Origin of the sequence: Haloferax namakaokahaiae (genome assembly GCF_042663225.1) — an archaeon.
In the GTDB taxonomy this organism is placed as follows: domain Archaea; phylum Halobacteriota; class Halobacteria; order Halobacteriales; family Haloferacaceae; genus Haloferax; species Haloferax namakaokahaiae.
The window spans coordinates 742,121-757,069 of the sequence record NZ_JBHTAA010000005.1; the positions used below are offsets into that span (position 1 = coordinate 742,121).

General features: G+C 63.8%; 17 protein-coding genes. 10 read left to right on the forward strand and 7 right to left on the reverse strand.

Annotation, left to right across the window (positions count from 1 at the left end):
• The first annotated feature begins 114 nt into the window (after nt 1-114).
• Genes cyoE through ACFQJC_RS11400 form a run of 4 tightly spaced genes read left to right on the forward strand, consistent with a single transcriptional unit; the run spans nt 115 to nt 2,879 of the window.
• Nucleotides 115-1,524: a heme o synthase gene (gene cyoE, locus ACFQJC_RS11385; protein ID WP_390223554.1), complete on the forward strand. Its 1,410-nt coding sequence runs from the start codon at nt 115-117 to the stop codon at nt 1,522-1,524.
• Between the two features lie 3 nt (nt 1,525-1,527).
• Nucleotides 1,528-2,181, forward strand: coding sequence for a DUF7546 family protein (locus ACFQJC_RS11390; RefSeq protein ID WP_390223556.1), 654 nt, complete (start codon nt 1,528-1,530; stop codon nt 2,179-2,181).
• Nucleotides 2,182-2,241: 60 nt separating this feature from the next.
• On the forward strand, nt 2,242-2,478 hold the full coding sequence (locus ACFQJC_RS11395) for an Rdx family protein (RefSeq protein ID WP_390223558.1): 237 nt from the start codon (nt 2,242-2,244) through the stop codon (nt 2,476-2,478).
• On the forward strand, nt 2,475-2,879 hold the full coding sequence (locus tag ACFQJC_RS11400) for a metal-dependent hydrolase (RefSeq protein ID WP_390223559.1): 405 nt from the start codon (nt 2,475-2,477) through the stop codon (nt 2,877-2,879). The genes ACFQJC_RS11395 and ACFQJC_RS11400 overlap by 4 nt, the downstream gene beginning before the upstream one ends.
• Before the next feature lie 12 nt (nt 2,880-2,891).
• On the opposite strand, the gene ACFQJC_RS11405 is transcribed toward ACFQJC_RS11400, so the two are convergent.
• Complete coding sequence (locus ACFQJC_RS11405) at nt 2,892-3,914, reverse strand: aldo/keto reductase (RefSeq protein WP_390223561.1); 1,023 nt, start codon at nt 3,912-3,914, stop codon at nt 2,892-2,894.
• A 50-nt stretch (nt 3,915-3,964) separates the two neighbouring features.
• A complete protein-coding gene (locus tag ACFQJC_RS11410; RefSeq protein WP_390223562.1) occupies nt 3,965-4,168 on the reverse strand; it encodes a hypothetical protein in 204 nt (67 codons plus the stop codon).
• An 81-nt stretch (nt 4,169-4,249) separates the two neighbouring features.
• Between ACFQJC_RS11410 and ACFQJC_RS11415 the strand changes: the two genes are divergently transcribed.
• A complete protein-coding gene (locus tag ACFQJC_RS11415) occupies nt 4,250-5,251 on the forward strand; it encodes a Gfo/Idh/MocA family protein (protein WP_390223564.1) in 1,002 nt (333 codons plus the stop codon).
• 58 nt (nt 5,252-5,309) lie between these two features.
• Here the strand turns inward: ACFQJC_RS11415 and ACFQJC_RS11420 are convergent, their stop codons facing one another.
• Nucleotides 5,310-6,686: a PQQ-dependent sugar dehydrogenase gene (locus ACFQJC_RS11420; RefSeq protein ID WP_390223566.1), complete on the reverse strand. Its 1,377-nt coding sequence runs from the start codon at nt 6,684-6,686 to the stop codon at nt 5,310-5,312.
• Between the two features lie 100 nt (nt 6,687-6,786).
• On the opposite strand from ACFQJC_RS11420, the gene ACFQJC_RS11425 reads away from it, so the two are divergent.
• The 3 genes from ACFQJC_RS11425 (at nt 6,787) to ACFQJC_RS11435 (ending at nt 8,870) form a co-directional block, all read left to right on the forward strand.
• Nucleotides 6,787-7,725: an ABC transporter ATP-binding protein gene (locus ACFQJC_RS11425; RefSeq protein ID WP_390223567.1), complete on the forward strand. Its 939-nt coding sequence runs from the start codon at nt 6,787-6,789 to the stop codon at nt 7,723-7,725.
• Entirely contained in the window at nt 7,722-8,477 is a 756-nt protein-coding gene (locus ACFQJC_RS11430) for an ABC transporter permease (RefSeq protein ID WP_390223569.1), read from the forward strand. The genes ACFQJC_RS11425 and ACFQJC_RS11430 overlap by 4 nt, the downstream gene beginning before the upstream one ends.
• Nucleotides 8,478-8,585: 108 nt before the next feature.
• Entirely contained in the window at nt 8,586-8,870 is a 285-nt protein-coding gene (locus ACFQJC_RS11435; protein ID WP_390223571.1) for a DUF7545 family protein, read from the forward strand.
• Between the two features lie 53 nt (nt 8,871-8,923).
• On the opposite strand, the gene ACFQJC_RS11440 is transcribed toward ACFQJC_RS11435, so the two are convergent.
• From ACFQJC_RS11440 to ACFQJC_RS11450, 3 genes are all read right to left on the reverse strand, one after another.
• A complete protein-coding gene (locus ACFQJC_RS11440; RefSeq protein WP_390223572.1) occupies nt 8,924-9,721 on the reverse strand; it encodes a ZIP family metal transporter in 798 nt (265 codons plus the stop codon).
• A 244-nt stretch (nt 9,722-9,965) separates the two neighbouring features.
• Nucleotides 9,966-10,715 (reverse strand): mechanosensitive ion channel family protein, encoded by a 750-nt coding sequence (locus ACFQJC_RS11445; RefSeq protein WP_390223574.1) that lies wholly within the window; start codon nt 10,713-10,715, stop codon nt 9,966-9,968.
• Nucleotides 10,716-10,927: 212 nt separating this feature from the next.
• On the reverse strand, nt 10,928-11,197 hold the full coding sequence (locus ACFQJC_RS11450; protein ID WP_390223576.1) for a DUF8066 domain-containing protein: 270 nt from the start codon (nt 11,195-11,197) through the stop codon (nt 10,928-10,930).
• Nucleotides 11,198-11,405: 208 nt separating this feature from the next.
• Here ACFQJC_RS11450 and acs point away from each other — a divergent pair, with 208 nt between their 5' ends.
• Nucleotides 11,406-13,499 carry an acetate--CoA ligase alpha subunit gene (acs, locus tag ACFQJC_RS11455; RefSeq protein ID WP_390223578.1) on the forward strand — a complete coding sequence of 698 codons (2,094 nt, stop codon included), beginning with the start codon at nt 11,406-11,408 and terminating at the stop codon, nt 13,497-13,499.
• A 26-nt stretch (nt 13,500-13,525) separates the two neighbouring features.
• Nucleotides 13,526-14,605, forward strand: coding sequence for a phosphotransacetylase family protein (locus ACFQJC_RS11460; protein ID WP_390223580.1), 1,080 nt, complete (start codon nt 13,526-13,528; stop codon nt 14,603-14,605).
• Between the two features lie 40 nt (nt 14,606-14,645).
• On the opposite strand, the gene ACFQJC_RS11465 is transcribed toward ACFQJC_RS11460, so the two are convergent.
• A complete protein-coding gene (locus tag ACFQJC_RS11465) occupies nt 14,646-14,825 on the reverse strand; it encodes a hypothetical protein (protein ID WP_390223582.1) in 180 nt (59 codons plus the stop codon).
• Between the last annotated feature and the right edge of the window lie 124 nt (nt 14,826-14,949).

Below are 14,949 nucleotides of genomic sequence, written 5' to 3' on the forward strand. Positions count from 1 at the left end.
TACCGACTCTCATGCCAGCCATTCGGTTTTCGAACCACTGGATGACGACCGGGGCGGCCCAGAAAGCGCGGGTCCTAAATACACCACGTCCCAATTCAGTCGTAGGTGACTTTCGTGGCCACGACGCGCGCTTCGAACACGTTCGACGGTTTACTCGCTGCGACGGCGATGGGGGTCTACGTCCTCCTCCTCGTCGGTGCGACGACCGCACTCACGGACGCGACAGCGGCGTGTACAGCGTGGCCAATCTGCGGAGACGGCTTTACGCTCCCGACGACGTTCGACGGCTGGGTCGCCGTCGGCCACCGCATCGCCGCGGTGCTCGTCGGCCTGCTCGTCCTCGCAACGCTCGTCTCGGCGTGGCGAGCGGACACGTCCCGCCGGGTTCGCGCGACCGTGACGGCTTCTGCGGTGCTCTATCCCGCACAGGCCGGACTCGGTGCCATCGTCGCAACCGTCGGCGGCGGCGCGTCGCTCTCGATGCTCCATCTCCTCCTCGGGATGGCCATCTTCGGCGGCTTCATCCTCGCGCTCGCGTGGACACTCGAATCGAAGACGGGAACCGCCGGCGACGTGCCCGTCGCGCCGGCCGGAGGGACAGACGAACTCGTCGAAGACTACGAACGCCCCGAGGTTCCGACCGAACCAATCGCACGGGCGAGAGCGACCCTGTGGGCCTACTTCCGACTGATGAAGCCGCGGCTCATGTGGCTGCTCTGTCTCGTCGCGTCGGCGGGGATGGCACTCGCCGGAACGGTCTCGCCGGGACTTACGCCTCGCGTGTTGCTCCTCACCCTCGGCGGCGGCGTCCTCTCTATCGGCGCGTCGGGGACGTTCAACCACGTCCTCGAACGCGACGTGGACCGCAAGATGCAGCGGACGAGCGACCGCCCGCTCGCGGTGGACCTCGTCCCCGTCCGCAACGCTATCGCCTTCGGCGTTCTTCTCACTTTCATCTCCGTGGCGATGTTCGCCTCGGTCAACTGGCTCGTCGGCGTCCTCGGCTTCGCCGCCATCGCGTTCTACAGCGTGGTCTACACGCTCATCCTCAAGCCGAATACGGTCCAGAACACGGTCATCGGCGGGGCCGCGGGCGCACTGCCCGCAGTCATCGGCTGGGTCGCGGTCACCGGCGAAATCGGACTTGGGGGACTTGTCCTCGCCGGTGTCATCTTCATGTGGACGCCCGCGCACTTCTACAATCTCGCGTTGGCCTACAAGGACGACTACGCCCGCGGCGGCTTCCCGATGATGCCCGTCGTGCGCGGCGAGACGGCGACGCGAAAACACATCCTCTGGTGGCTCGGTGCGACGCTCCTCTCGGCGGCCGTCCTCGGCGTGATGGACGCCCTCGGCGCGGTGTACATCCTGACGAGCGTCGTCTTCGGCGGGCTGTTCCTCTACTTCGTCGTCAAACTCCACTACGACCAGGACGACACCGCCGCGTTCCGGTCGTTCCACGCCTCGAACGCGTACCTCGGCGCGTTGCTCCTCGCAATCGTCGTCGATACGCTCGTGTTCTAACCCATGGCCACCGCAACCTCGAATTTCCGCCCGTCGCGCTCGACGCTCCTCCACGGCGCGTTCGCGCTCAACACGACGCTCGCCCTCAGCTTCGTCTACGTACTCGTCACGGGTGCGAACATCGGTGCCATTCGCTACGCCATCTACGGCGTCATCTGGGTGGCCGTCGGCCTGTGGGTGCTCTTCGACGTGGACGTCCCGCCCACATCGACCAAGACGAAACGCCGTGCAGCACTCGTCGCAGTCGGTTACTTCGCGCTTCTCGCAGTCGCGGGCGGCATTCTCACCACCGCGATTCCGGGCGGTGACACCGGTCTTCGCGTCGCCTTCCTCCCACCGGGATGGGGACCGGCGCTCATCTACGCCGGGTCGTTCGTGAACGTGATTCTGATGCCCGCCCGCCTCGTCGGCTACGTCGCGCTCGCGTACCTCGTCTACGACACCGTCATCGAAGCTTCGGGTGCGGCCGTATCGGGAATCGTCGGGCTTCTCTCCTGCGTCTCCTGTTCGTGGCCCGTACTCGCCTCCATCGCCACGAGCGTCTTCGGGAGCGGAACCGCGCTCGCGCTCACCGCAACGTCGCTCTCCTACGACCTCTCGACGCTCGTCTTCGTCGTCACCGTCGCCCTGCTCCGATGGCGACCCGGGTTCCGGTAGTTCGCTCCAACACCCATCCCCTCCGCCTCGTTTTTATTCGTCCGTCGAGAAGAACGGCCAATGACCGCCGTCGAAATCGAATACTGCGTCCCGTGTGGCTTTCTCGACCGCGCGGAGTCGGTCCAACATCACCTGCTGCAACAGTTCGGTCAGCAACTAGAGCGCGTCGCGCTCGTCACCGGCGACGACGGCGTCTTCACCGTCTCGGTCGATGGCGAGCGCGTGTGGGACAAGACAGAAGACGAGTTCGACCCCGACCTGATTCTCCGGCGGGTCCGACCCCATCTTCGCCCGTGAAGTCACTCGAACACGCGGCTGTCGGTCTCGCCGTCGGCGCGGCCGCGGCGCTCGTGTTGACGCCTCCCGGCGGACTGGCCGCGCTCGTCGTTCTCGCCGTCCTCGTGAGCGTCTTCATCGACCTCGACCACTTCGTGCTCGCCCGCTTCGAGCGCGGTGACTGGTCCAATCTCAGACTCGCGGTGACGAATCCCCGCGTCGGCCTGCTCGAACAGGAGAAAGTGTTCGAAGGCTTCCCCCGAAACTTCGACCTGAAGCGACTGTTGAGTCACCAACTCATCGGTGGCGTCGCAGTCGCTGGATTGGTGCTGGCGGGAAACGTCCTCCTCGCGGCGTTCGTCGGCGTCGTCGTCTACGCGCACATCGTGTGTGACCTGCTCAGGGATAGCGGGATTGCGTGAAAAGAAGTCCCGTTAGTGACCCCAGACCGTGTCGTCTTCCTCGTAGCGGGCGTTCATGATGCGCTCCCACTGGTCGTCCGAAAGGTCCACGTCGGCCGCGCCGACGTTCTCGCGCATCTGTTCTTCGGTCCGCGCGCCGATGATTGGGACGACCGTCGCCTCGGGATAGTCCATCAGCCAGCGGAGCGAGACCTGCGCGGGACTCGCGTCCACTTCGTCGGAGACGGCGCGAATCTCGTCGAGGACGTGCCACCCGCGTTCGGAGACGTAGAATCGCTCGAAGCGCTCGTCGAACGCCCCGCGCGCGCCGTCGGGGGCGACGTACTTCGTCGGGTCGTCCGGGTCGGCGCGTTCGTACTTGCCGGTCATAAAGCCGCCCGCGAGGGGCGAGTACGGACAGACCGCGATGTCTTGGTCGCCGCACACGTCGAGGTACTCTTTCACGTCTTCGTAGTAGCCGGGGTGGAACAGCGGTTGGGTCACGTCGAAGCGGGCGTAGTCGTGCACGTCGGACTTCCAGAGCGCCTTCGTGAGTTGCCACGCCGCCATCGTCGAGGCACCGAGGTAGTTCACTTTACCGTCCTCGACGAGGCGGTTGAGCGTCTGAAGCGTCTCCTCGATTGGGGTGTTCTCGTCCCAGCGGTGGATGTAGTAGAGGTCGAGGTAGTCGGTGTCGAGACGGTCGAGCGTGCCCTCGATTTGGTTGCGGATGTGGGTCCGCGAGAGACCGCGTCCGTTCGGGTTCTCGTCGTCGAAGCCGAAGTAGACCTTCGAGGCGACGACGTAGTCCTCCCTGTCGCGCTCGGCGAGCCAATTTCCGATGTACTCCTCGGAGGTGCCGTTGGGGTCGCCGTAGACGTTGGCGGTGTCGATGAAGTTCCCGCCGAGTTCGGCGAACGTATCGAGCAGGTCGTGGGCTTGCGATTCGTCCGTTTCGAGTACGTCGCCCGTCCGGCGGCCGAAGCGCCACGTCCCGAAGCAGAGTTCGGAGACGCGCGTCCCGGTCGAACCGAGTTGGCGATAGTCGAGGCTCATACTGAGTGACACGACGGACAGCGACTAAAGGGTGGGAGTTGCGGCGAGATTCAGGACTGGTCGTCTGTGTCAGGTTCCGCCGTCGAAAGCGGCGGCCCGAGCGGCATTCCCGTGGCGAGCAATCCAATTACCATCAAGGCAAAGCCGAGAGTTTGCCAGCCTGCGTACGGGTTCACTAAAATCGCTTGGAGGTGGAGAGTCGCACCGACGATGACGAGCGCAAGCCCGAAGCGTTGGTACATCGAATCGTCCATACACTCACCAATCGTGACTGTGTGATAGCATTTCTGGGCCCCGCCCGCAGGCTTTTGCCGAACCCTCACGACATGTGACTCATGTTTCGTGTTGCCGCTATCGGTCTCGGGGACCTCGGGATGCTGGAGTGTCGTCTGTTCAACGAGTTGGATGGTGCGCAAATCGTCGCCGGGTCGGACCCGAATCCCGACGCTCGGGACCACTTCGAGTGGGAGTTCGACGCACCCGCCTACGAAGACGTCGAAGACATGTTGGAGTCTGAGTTTCTCGATGGCGTCACGATTGCCTCACCACACACCAGACACTTCGACCACGCGCTCGCGGCAATCGAACACGGCCTGCACGTCCACCTCGAAAAGCCGATGGTGACGGACTTCGGCGGGGCACAGGCGCTCGTGCACCGAGCAGAAGAGTACGACGTGACGTTCGCGGTGGGATACCAGCGCCACTTCGACCCGAGATTCGTCGAGATTCGACGCCTCATCGACGAGGGACGCATCGGCGACCCACACATGGTCATCACGCACCTCGAACAGCAGTGGATTCGCTGGACGAAAGACCAGTGGCGGACCGACCCGTCGCTCTCGGGAGGCGGCCAGTTGTACGACTCGGGGTCGCACATCCTCGATGCGATGCTCTGGTGTACGCGCTCGACGCCCGTCTCGGTGGCCGCCGCAATCGATGAACAGGGGTACGACGTGGACGTGAACTCCGCACTCGCCGTCGTCTTGGACAGGGACGGGTCGCGCATCACGGCGAGCGTCGGTGTCTCCGGCGACGGCCAGAGCATCCCGGACCCCGGCGAATCGCTGCGTGTCCTCGGGAGCGACGGGATGATTTCGTACGACGGCGAGACCATCGAACTGACCGAAGGTGGAATGACCTACCAGACGACGCCGCGAGTCCCGGAGTTCGAAGCGTTGACCTCGAAGAAACTCCGGAACTTCGTGGACGCCGCCCGCGACGAGGCAGACTTACTCATTCCCGCCGAGGACGGGGTGAAAGTCGTCGCACTCACCGAGGCGGCCTACGAGTCGGCGACGACGGGCCACCGCGTCAACGTCGATATCGACCACGACTGAAATTCAGTCTCGATTGAGTTCGGGCCCCCAACGGCCGAGTCCCTACGACGGTCCCAGACTACGGCAACGTCACCAGACACAGTTTCCCCGTCGAACCGCCGACGCCGGAGTTGTCGCTCGTACACAGATAGAGTTCGCCGCGAGCGTCGCGGCCGAACGCGAGGATGTGCTTTCCGAGACCCGCCTCGTCTACGACGGGAACCTCGACGATGTCCCACGGTTTCGAGTCACTGGGCATGGCCGCGAAGAGGCGACCCTGCGCGTTCCAGTCGGCGAAGACGTACGCGCCGTCGAGCGGCGGAACCTCGGCCCCACGATAGACGTATCCGCCGATGACGGCGATACCGGTCGGCCCGTCGCCGGAGTGGGGGTACTCGATGACCGGGTCGATGAGGGGTTCGTCGTCGGGCGTGGTTCTCGGACAGTCGTCTGTCCGGAAGCAGTGTGCGCCCTCGCGGACGTTCCAGCCGTAGTTGCCGCCGTTTCGGACGATGCTCACCTCTTCCCACGCGCCTTCGCCCACGTCGGCGACGTAGAAGTCGTCGCCGTCGAACGAGAAGCGCCACGGATTGCGAAAGCCCCACGCGAACTGTTCTTCGAATTCGCCGCGGCCGACCAGCGGGTTGTCGTCGGGGATTCCGTAGGGTCGGCCACCGGACTCGCTGTCCACGTCGATGCGGAGGACGCTCCCGAGCAGGTTCTGACTCACGTCTTGCCCGTTGCCGCCATCGACGGCGTCGTACCAGTCGTCCACGTGACCGCTTGCGGTGTCGTTGCTGCCGCCGCCGTCGCCGACGCCGACGTAGAGGTAGCCGTCGGGACCGAACGCGATGGACCCCGCGTTGTGATTCGACTGCGGTTGCGGGATTTCGAGGAGGATACGCTCGGTGTCGGCGGTCACGCTGGTCGCATCGGGTGTGACCGTCAGTTCACTCAGGACGAACGTGTGGCTGTAACTCGACGGCGTGCCGGGTCGGTTCGGCGCACTGTATCGGAGGTAGAGTTTCCCGTTGTCGCCGAACTCCGGGTGGAAGGCGACGCCGAGAAAGCCGCGCTCGTCGTACCCACCGATATCGACCACGCGGTCACGAATGTCGAGAAAAGGGGCCTCTCGCTGACCGGTCTCGTCGTGGAGCCACAACAGGCCGGGCTGGTCCACCACGTACTGTCGCGTGCCCTGGAAGGTAGAGGGGATGGCAACGTCAACAGGAGAGGTGAACCCCGTGCCGAGCGTGGCAAGCCCGAGTTCCACGTCTTCGAGCGTGTCGGGCATAGTCGGAGGCGTGCCGTCCGTCTCGGCCTGACCGGTTGTCGGCGACTCCGCCGGCCGTGCAGTCGTCTCTCGTTGCCCATCGGAAAGCCCGAGACACCCAGTTAGGCCACCGATGGTTGCCGTACTACTCACCGTGAGGAAGCGACGCCGAGACCACATCACGCGTATGACATGTACCGGGAACCGATTAAGCCTAGTGTAGTTCTCGAAGACCGCTCTCGATTCCGAACCGCTTACCTCCGGCCACGACCCTCACCAATCCATGAACGAGGTACTCGTCGCAGCAGACCTCCACAAATCCTACGGCGACGTCACGGCGCTGTCGGGCGTCTCGCTGTCTGTCGCCGAAGGCGAGGTGTTCGGTCTCATCGGGCCGAACGGCGCGGGGAAGACGACGTTAGTTCGCGCGCTCACCGGAACGACGGCGGTCGATGGCGGGACCGTCTCGCTGCTCGGCGACGACCCGACCGACGTGGACCGCCAGCGACTCGGCTTACTCCCGCAGGAATTCCGACCCGCCGGACGACTGACCGCCCGCGAACTCATCGACTACTACGCCGGTCTGTACGACGACGCCCGCGACACCGACGACTTGCTGGGCGAAGTCGGACTCGCCGACGCCGCGGACACGTGGTACGAGAACCTCTCGGGCGGCCAACAGCGCCGGGCGTGTATCGCGCTGACGCTCGTCAACGACCCCGACGTGCTGTTTCTCGACGAACCGACCACGGGCATCGACCCGGCGGGTCGCCGCGACCTGTGGGCACTCGTCGAACGCCTCGCCGACGGCGGGACCACGGTGTTTCTCACGAGTCACTCGATGGAAGAAGTCGAACGCCTCGCCGACCGAGTAGGCCTGCTGAACGCGGGCGAACTCGTCACGGTCGGCAGTCCCGACGAGTTGGTCACGGAACACGGCGGCGAGAGCCGCCTCGTCGTCCGCGCCGAGGACGAATCCCTCGACTCGGTGGCACTCCCCGACGAGTTCGCAACCAGCGTCCACGGGTCGGAACTCACCATCCACGGCATCGGCCCGCGCGAAATCGGCCCGGCGGTGGCCGCGCTCGACGACGCCGGTGTCACCTACGAATCGCTCGTCTGGAAGCAACCCGGACTCGAAGAGGTGTACCTCTCGCTGACCGGCGAGCAGTTCGAAGCGGCGCGTCCCGCGTCTGTCGCGCTCGCGGGAGGTGACCGATGAGTTCGCTTCGTCGCGTGCAAGCCGAGTTCGTCGCCTCGTGGCACTCGTTCCTCCGTCGGCGAACGGCGGTGTTCTTCACGTTCTTCTTCCCCGCGATTATCGTCCTCATCTTCGGGGCGCTCGTGCAGACCCAACCGACCGGCGGCGGTCTCTTCGCGGAGCCGAAAGAGTACTACATCGCGGGCTACCTCGCCGTGGTCGTGCTCTTCACGCCGCTGTCGCGCGTCGGGAGCACCATCGCGCGACACCGCGAGGGCAACCGCTTCGAGAAGTTGGCCACGACGCCGCTCAAGCGGAGCGAGTGGCTCCTCGCGCATTCGCTCGTCAACGTCGTCGTCATCGGTCTGGCCGCGCTCCTGTTGCTCGGCCTGTCGGTGCTCGTCACGGGCGCTGGCGTCCCGCTGGCGCTCTCGACGCTCGCTATCGTCCCCTTCGTCGCGCTCGGCGTGACGCTCTTCTGCGGACTGGGGTCGATTATCGGCCGCGTCGCCGACTCCCAAGACGGCGTGATTGCCGCGAGCAACGCCATCGCGCTGCCGCTGTTGTTCCTCTCGGAGACGTTCATCACGCCCGACCTGCTCCCCGCGTGGTTCGTCCCGGCGCTGAACCTCTCGCCGCTTACCTACTTCGCCCGCGGCGTTCGGGCGCTCACCTACACCGGTGGCGATTGGGTCGGCAACCTCGTCATTCTCGCCGTGCTGTCGCTTGCGTTCTTCGTCGCCGGCACGCTGGCGATTCCACAGACAGACTGAGCGAGGGGCAGACTGAACGAGGGGATAGACTGAGCAAGGGGTCGAAGATGGGCGTCTCGCGCACCCTCAAACTCAAGCCTTAACCGACACCCGTCCCCACGTGGGGGTATGGTCGAAACTGAGACGTACACCATCGAAGGACCGAACGGAGACACCGAAGACTTCGAACTGCCTGCCGGTCTCGTGGACATCTTCGCCGAACAGGGCGAGGAAGGCACGAACGTCGTCGCCGACATCGTCGTACAGGCGATGGCACAGCAGGCACACGTCGTCGCCCACCACGGCGAAGGCGAGGGACCGGCGGACATCGCCGAAATCAACGAGAAGATGGAAGAACTGTTCGAAGACCGCTTCGGCATCTCGCTCGCTGACGCGCTCGGTCACTCGCACTAAGCGCGAGTTCCATCGATATTCTTCGTTTTCTTCGCACCGCGAGCGACGGCCATTCAGATAAACGCGAGGGGAATCATGATACCGAACCCGGCGACCAACCCCGCGATGAGTTCCGGTTTCCCGCCGCTCGGGAGGCGTTTTCCGAGTTCGAGCGCCTCGGGGATGAACTCGGTGAGCACGAGGTACACCATCGCGCCCGCGGCGAAGCCGAAACCGAACGGGAGGAACTCCCGGGCGATACGGACGAAGTAGTACGCGATGACCGCGCCGATGGGTTGCGGAAGGCTGGAGAAGATAGCCCACCAGACCATCTTCCAGTTGGAAACCTTCATCGAGCGCAGCGGAATCGAGATAGCGAGTCCCTCCGGGATGTTGTGGATGGAGATGGCGATGGTCATGAACACGGCTAAGAGGGGAACGGCGAGTCCGAACAGTTGGATGCCCCCGTCGAGACCGAGGTCAGCGAAGGAGACGCCGATGGCGACGCCCTCGGGGAAACTGTGGACCGTGAGGATACCGAGAATCAACAGGAGTTTGCGGAAGTCGGCTTCCTCGTAGTTCTGCGGGTCAACTTCGGCACCCTCGATGACGTTGTGGGCGACGACGACGAGAACCACTCCCGCGAGGAGACCGACTCCTAACTGGAATGGGGTACCGTTGGCGAGCCCCTCAGAAATCAGCCCGAAGATAGACGCCGAGACCATGATGCCCGAGGCAATGCCCCAGAGCGCCACGTTCCAGCGGTCGCTCACGTCCGAGAAGAAGAAAAACGGGACCGCGCCGATTCCCGTCGCAATGGCGGTGATTAGCCCCGCGACGAAGACGAACGCGAGCGCGGTGAGTTGCTCCATACCGGTGGTACGATTCAGACGCCGATAAACATTATCATATTTCAGACAATTTTGGCCTGCCTAAAATCGAAACGTTCGATATTCGTAGTTCTGAGGTTTAGTCAGGCCAAAAAATGAGAACCAGAGTATTCTATTTGTACTGTCATGTGTGTGAGTTCGATTGTTCGGGATGGGGCGGAACCAGTGCTCGTGGAGGCGTGGAAAAAGTACTCGAACCGGGGTCCGACCGCCGTCACGAAACGGTTCAGTCGTCCGCGGCCGACGCGCCTTCTGGCGAGTCGTCGGACCCCATCGGACCGGTCGGCGACTGCGCGACAGACCGGGCCGAACCCATCCAGCGTTCGACGTTCGCGTGGACGTAGTCGCGCGCGCCGAAGGCGATGGCACCACCGACGCCGATGGCGAAGGCGGCGGCGAGTCCCCACGCGAACGCTCGCGCGATGGTAAAGAGGATGGCCACCTCGATGCCCATCGTACTCAGACCGATGACGATGGCGGTGAAGTAGAGGAAGATGCGCGTTCCGGCGGCGAAGACGGAGGTGTAGGAGGTTTCGGTCGCCGCACGGGTGCGCAGGATTGTGTCACCGACGAAGTCGGCGACGACGAAGCCCAGGACGATGACGGCGAGTCCAGCGACGAACGCTGGTGCGTACGAGACCGCCAGTGCAACCCACTGTGAGAGCAGTGCGAGCGCCAGGACGTTCGCCGCGGCGAGGATGGCCACCGCGTAGACGATCCACGCTGCCAACGTTCCGAAGGCGTGTGAAACGCTCTGTTCGGTTCCACCCAAGATATCACCGAGCGGTGTCGAGAGGACCGCTCTATCGAGTTCGACGCGGTCGGCTAATCCGGCGATCAGCCGTGCGGCGAGACGGCCGATAATCCATCCCAACAGAAGGATGAGAATCGCGCCGACCAGTCGCGGGAGGAACGTGAGTATCGAGACGGTGATTTGCGCGAGCGACTCTGGGATTGTTAGCTGGAGCGGGTACATATCCAGCTATGAGTTCGAATTTGGCAAATTTAGTTAGCCGTTTTACACTCTGGAAAAAATACGCCTGTAAATGGGAGACTCAGCGCTCGCCGAGTGTCAAAACACCCAGAGGCAGGGTCGATTTCGGGAGATTGTGAGGAAGAAAGACGTATCCGAATTTCGGAGTGACACTGGTCAGAGATGCACTGCGAATCCGAGCGGTTGTCGTTGAATTAATCTCTGCTTGATTCTACCGGACTCGTCGCTTCGTCTTCCGCCCGAGAGTCGGCGAGACGGCTGAGTTGCGCCGCGATTCCCTCGATTGCGACGACCAATCGAGCGCCGTACCAGAGTACAACGACCCAGAAAACTACCATCACCCCCAACAGAATCTGCTGGGCGATGACCACCGAGTAGACGACCAGCAGGAGGACGAAGAGTGCGACGGCGAGACGGACGCGACGCGAGACGCGGAAGGGGACGAAGCGCTGTGAGGACGACATACTCGCGTTCACACTCCTCGACATGTTAGATGTTTGGAAACAGAATTCGAGTCTCGAACCCGAATGACAACCGTCTGTCCACTACGAATAATCACCCGAATTCGAGCGTAACCCTCCTGATTAATTACATCACTGTAATGTGCTCTCAAACGCCGTGAGACCGCCCACACCCCCGAATTTATCAATCTATGTCGGGTATCACTACACGATGGGAGACCTATCTGAGTTGTTCGCGCCCAAGCGCATCGCAGTGGTGGGTGCGACCGAGCGCGAAGGGGCCATCGGCCGGGCTATCATGGACAACCTCATCGACGAGTTCGACGGTGAGGTCGTCCCGGTCAACCCCAAGTACGACGAACTGTTCGGCCTGCAATGCTACGGCGACGTTGGAGAGACCGACGCCGACCTCGCGGTCATCGTCGTCCCCCCGAAAGTCGTCCTCCCCGCGATGGAGGCCGCGGGCGAGGCGGGCATCACCGACGCCGTCGTCATCACTGCTGGCTTCGGCGAGACGGGCAGCGAGGGTGCCGCCCGCGAGAAGGAACTCCGCGAAATCGCCGACGAGTTCGACATGAACGTCGTCGGGCCGAACAGCCTCGGCATCATGAACACGGACGTCGGTATGAACGCCACGTTCGGTCCCGAGATGGCCCTCGACGGCAACATGTCCTTTATGAGCCAGTCGGGCGCGTTCATCACGGCCGTCATCGACTGGGCCAACGACGAGGACATCGGCTTCAAGGACATCGTCTCGCTCGGGAACAAGGCCGTCCTCGACGAGGCCGACTTCATCGAGGCGTGGAACGACGACCCCGACACCGAGGTCATCATCGGCTATCTCGAAGGCATCAGCGCGGGCCGCGACTTCATCGACTCCGCCCGCGACGTGACGCAGGACACGCCAATCGTGCTCGTCAAGTCCGGCAAGACCGACGCCGGCGCGCAGGCCGCCTCGTCGCACACCGGGACGATTGCTGGCTCTGACGCCGCCTACGAGGCCGGTCTGGACCAAGCGGGCGTCATCCGCGCCGACTCCGTCCAGCACCTCTTCGACGCCGCGCGCGTCCTCGGTGACCAACCCCTCCCCGAGAACAAGGACGTGGCCGTCATCACGAACGCCGGCGGTCCCGGCGTCATGACGACCGACGCCATCGGCGAGTCCGACCTCGAAATGGCGAATTTCACCGACTCGACGTTAGAGAACTTCTCCGAGACGCTCCCGCCGGAAGGCAACATCTACAACCCGGTTGACATCGTCGGCGACGCCGACAACGAGCGCTTCAAGACCGCACTCGACGTCGCGCTCGCGGACGACAACGTCGGCAGCGCCATCGTGCTCACCGCGCCGACGGCGGTCCTCGACTACGACCAACTCGCCGAGGACACCGTCGAACTCCAACACAAGCACGACAAGCCCGTCGCCGCCTGTTTCATGGGTGGCGAGCGCGTCAAACCCGCCGCAGACCGCATGCAGGAGGCGGGTATCCCGAACTACTTCGACCCCTCCCGCGCCGTGGACGGGTTGCAGGCACTCGCCGACTACGCCGATATCAAGCGCCGCGAGTACGACTCGCCGACGGAGTTCGACGTGGACCGCGAGCGCGCCCGTGAAATCCTCGAAACCGTCGAGGAACGCGACGACACGCGCCTCGGCGTCGAAGCGATGGACCTGCTCGACGCCTACGGCATCGAGACGCCGCAGGGCGACATCGTGGACGACCCCGCGGACGCACTCGAAGTCGCCGAAGAGATAGAGGGCAACGTCGTGATGAAAATCGTCAGCCCCGACATCCTCCACAAGTCGGACATCGGCGGCGTCAAAGTCGGCGTCTCCGACGAGGACGTCTACGACGCCTACGAGGACCTCATCACGCGCGCCCGGAACTACCAACCCGACGCCAACATCCTCGGCGTCCAAGTCCAGGAGATGGTGGACCTCGACGACGGCGTCGAGACCATCGTCGGCATGAACCGCGACCCGCAGTTCGGCCCGCTCATGATGTTCGGTCTCGGCGGCATCTTCGTCGAGATTCTCGAAGACACCACGTTCCGCGTCGCGCCCGTCTCGGAGTCCGAAGCCGACGAGATGACCCGCGAAATCGACGCCGCACCACTGCTCCGCGGCGCTCGCGGTCGTGAACCCGTGGACACCAGCGGCATCACCGAAACCATCCAGCGACTGTCGCAACTCGTCACGGACTTCCCGGCGATTCTCGAACTCGACATCAACCCGCTCGTCGCCCTTCCAGACGGCGTCCAGGCGGTGGACGTTCGCCTCACCGTGGACCCGGACGAACTTTAAACTCCACAGTCACCCAATCTACACCAATGAACTCAGTACTCGTCACATCCACCGGCGAAAGCACCGGCAAGACGGCAATCGCGCTGGCACTCGGACTGCTCGCACAGGAACGCGGCCTCGACGTCGGCTACATGAAGCCCAAAGGGACGCGACTCCAGTCCAGTACGGGCAAGACGCTCGACGAAGATCCCATGCTGGCGCGCGAACTCCTCGGTCTCGACGCCGAGATGCACCAACTCGAACCCGTCGTCTACTCGCCGACGTTCATTCAGGGTGCGATTCGCGGCCGCGAGAGCAACGAAGAACTCTCCGAGGTCATCACCCACCACTTCGACGACCTCGCCGAAGACAAGGACCTCATGCTCGTCGAGGGCGGTGGCTCCTACCGAACCGGCGGTATCGTCGGCCTGACCGACGGCGACGTGGCCGAACTGCTCGGCTCTGACGTGTTGCTCGTCGCCGACTACGAGGATTCGAGCGACCTCGACGACGTCGTCGCCGCGGTCGAAGACATCGGCAGCGACCGTCTCGTCGGCGTCGTGTTCAACCGCGTCTCTGACGCCAAGTACGACGAACTCGAAACCGAAGTCGCGCCGTTCCTCGAAGCCCGCGGCGTCCCGGTCATCGGTGTGCTCCCCACCGAGAAGGACCTCGCCGGCGTCACCGTCGCCGACCTGGCGAACGAACTCGGCGCGGAACTCGCCACCGACGCCCCCACCGACGCCTTCGTCGAGCGTTTCCTCGTCGGCGCGATGGGCGGTGACGCGGCGCTCCGCTACTTCCGGCGCACGAAGAACGCCGCCGTCATCACCGGCGGTGACCGCGCCAACATCCAGCGCGCCGCGCTCGAAGCACCGGGCGTCAAGTGTCTCATCCTGACCGGCGGCCACCGCCCGGTCGGTGCCGTCATCGGCAAGGCAGAAGAAAAGCGCGTGCCCGTCCTCTTGGTCAACGGTGACACCCTCTCGGTCACCGACCGCGCAGAGGACATCGTCAGCAGCGGTCGCACCCGCGACGAGCGCACCGTCCAGCGCATGCGCGACCTGCTGTTCGAACACACCGACATCGACGCCATCATCGGCGGTATCTCGCCGTCTGAGGACTGAGCGCCCGATATCGCCCCCCTCCTTCGATTTTTGTTCTGCGTTAGGTGTCATTTCGTCTCGTTCGCTCGTACTCGTTGATGATGGTCGGAACGATGACGCCCGTCGTGAGGAGTGCGAGCATCCCGAGTTCGAACTGCCCGGTGACGTTCTCGACCGCGTAGGCGATAGGGAGGGACGCGACGACGAACACGACGATTACGAAGTCCTCGCGGGAAGCCATACGGTGGGTTGGAGCGGCCGTCGAATAATGGCTTGGGGGGTCGCAGACCGGAGACGACAGTACGCGATTCGAGAGTATAGTCGAATCAGTACAATCTACAAAAGACGTAATATGTTGGTATCAT

Coding starts and splice junctions, on each gene's coding strand:
- ACFQJC_RS11390 (WP_390223556.1), top strand. CDS start 1,528: ATGGCCACCGCAACCTCGAATTTCCGCCCGTCGCGCTCGACGCTCCTC.
- ACFQJC_RS11395 (WP_390223558.1), top strand. CDS start 2,242: ATGACCGCCGTCGAAATCGAATACTGCGTCCCGTGTGGCTTTCTCGAC.
- ACFQJC_RS11405 (WP_390223561.1), bottom strand. CDS start 3,914: ATGAGCCTCGACTATCGCCAACTCGGTTCGACCGGGACGCGCGTCTCC.
- ACFQJC_RS11410 (WP_390223562.1), bottom strand. CDS start 4,168: ATGGACGATTCGATGTACCAACGCTTCGGGCTTGCGCTCGTCATCGTC.
- ACFQJC_RS11415 (WP_390223564.1), top strand. CDS start 4,250: ATGTTTCGTGTTGCCGCTATCGGTCTCGGGGACCTCGGGATGCTGGAG.
- ACFQJC_RS11425 (WP_390223567.1), top strand. CDS start 6,787: ATGAACGAGGTACTCGTCGCAGCAGACCTCCACAAATCCTACGGCGAC.
- ACFQJC_RS11430 (WP_390223569.1), top strand. CDS start 7,722: ATGAGTTCGCTTCGTCGCGTGCAAGCCGAGTTCGTCGCCTCGTGGCAC.
- ACFQJC_RS11435 (WP_390223571.1), top strand. CDS start 8,586: ATGGTCGAAACTGAGACGTACACCATCGAAGGACCGAACGGAGACACC.
- ACFQJC_RS11440 (WP_390223572.1), bottom strand. CDS start 9,721: ATGGAGCAACTCACCGCGCTCGCGTTCGTCTTCGTCGCGGGGCTAATC.
- ACFQJC_RS11445 (WP_390223574.1), bottom strand. CDS start 10,715: ATGTACCCGCTCCAGCTAACAATCCCAGAGTCGCTCGCGCAAATCACC.
- ACFQJC_RS11450 (WP_390223576.1), bottom strand. CDS start 11,197: ATGTCGTCCTCACAGCGCTTCGTCCCCTTCCGCGTCTCGCGTCGCGTC.
- acs (WP_390223578.1), top strand. CDS start 11,406: ATGGGAGACCTATCTGAGTTGTTCGCGCCCAAGCGCATCGCAGTGGTG.
- ACFQJC_RS11460 (WP_390223580.1), top strand. CDS start 13,526: ATGAACTCAGTACTCGTCACATCCACCGGCGAAAGCACCGGCAAGACG.
- ACFQJC_RS11465 (WP_390223582.1), bottom strand. CDS start 14,825: ATGGCTTCCCGCGAGGACTTCGTAATCGTCGTGTTCGTCGTCGCGTCC.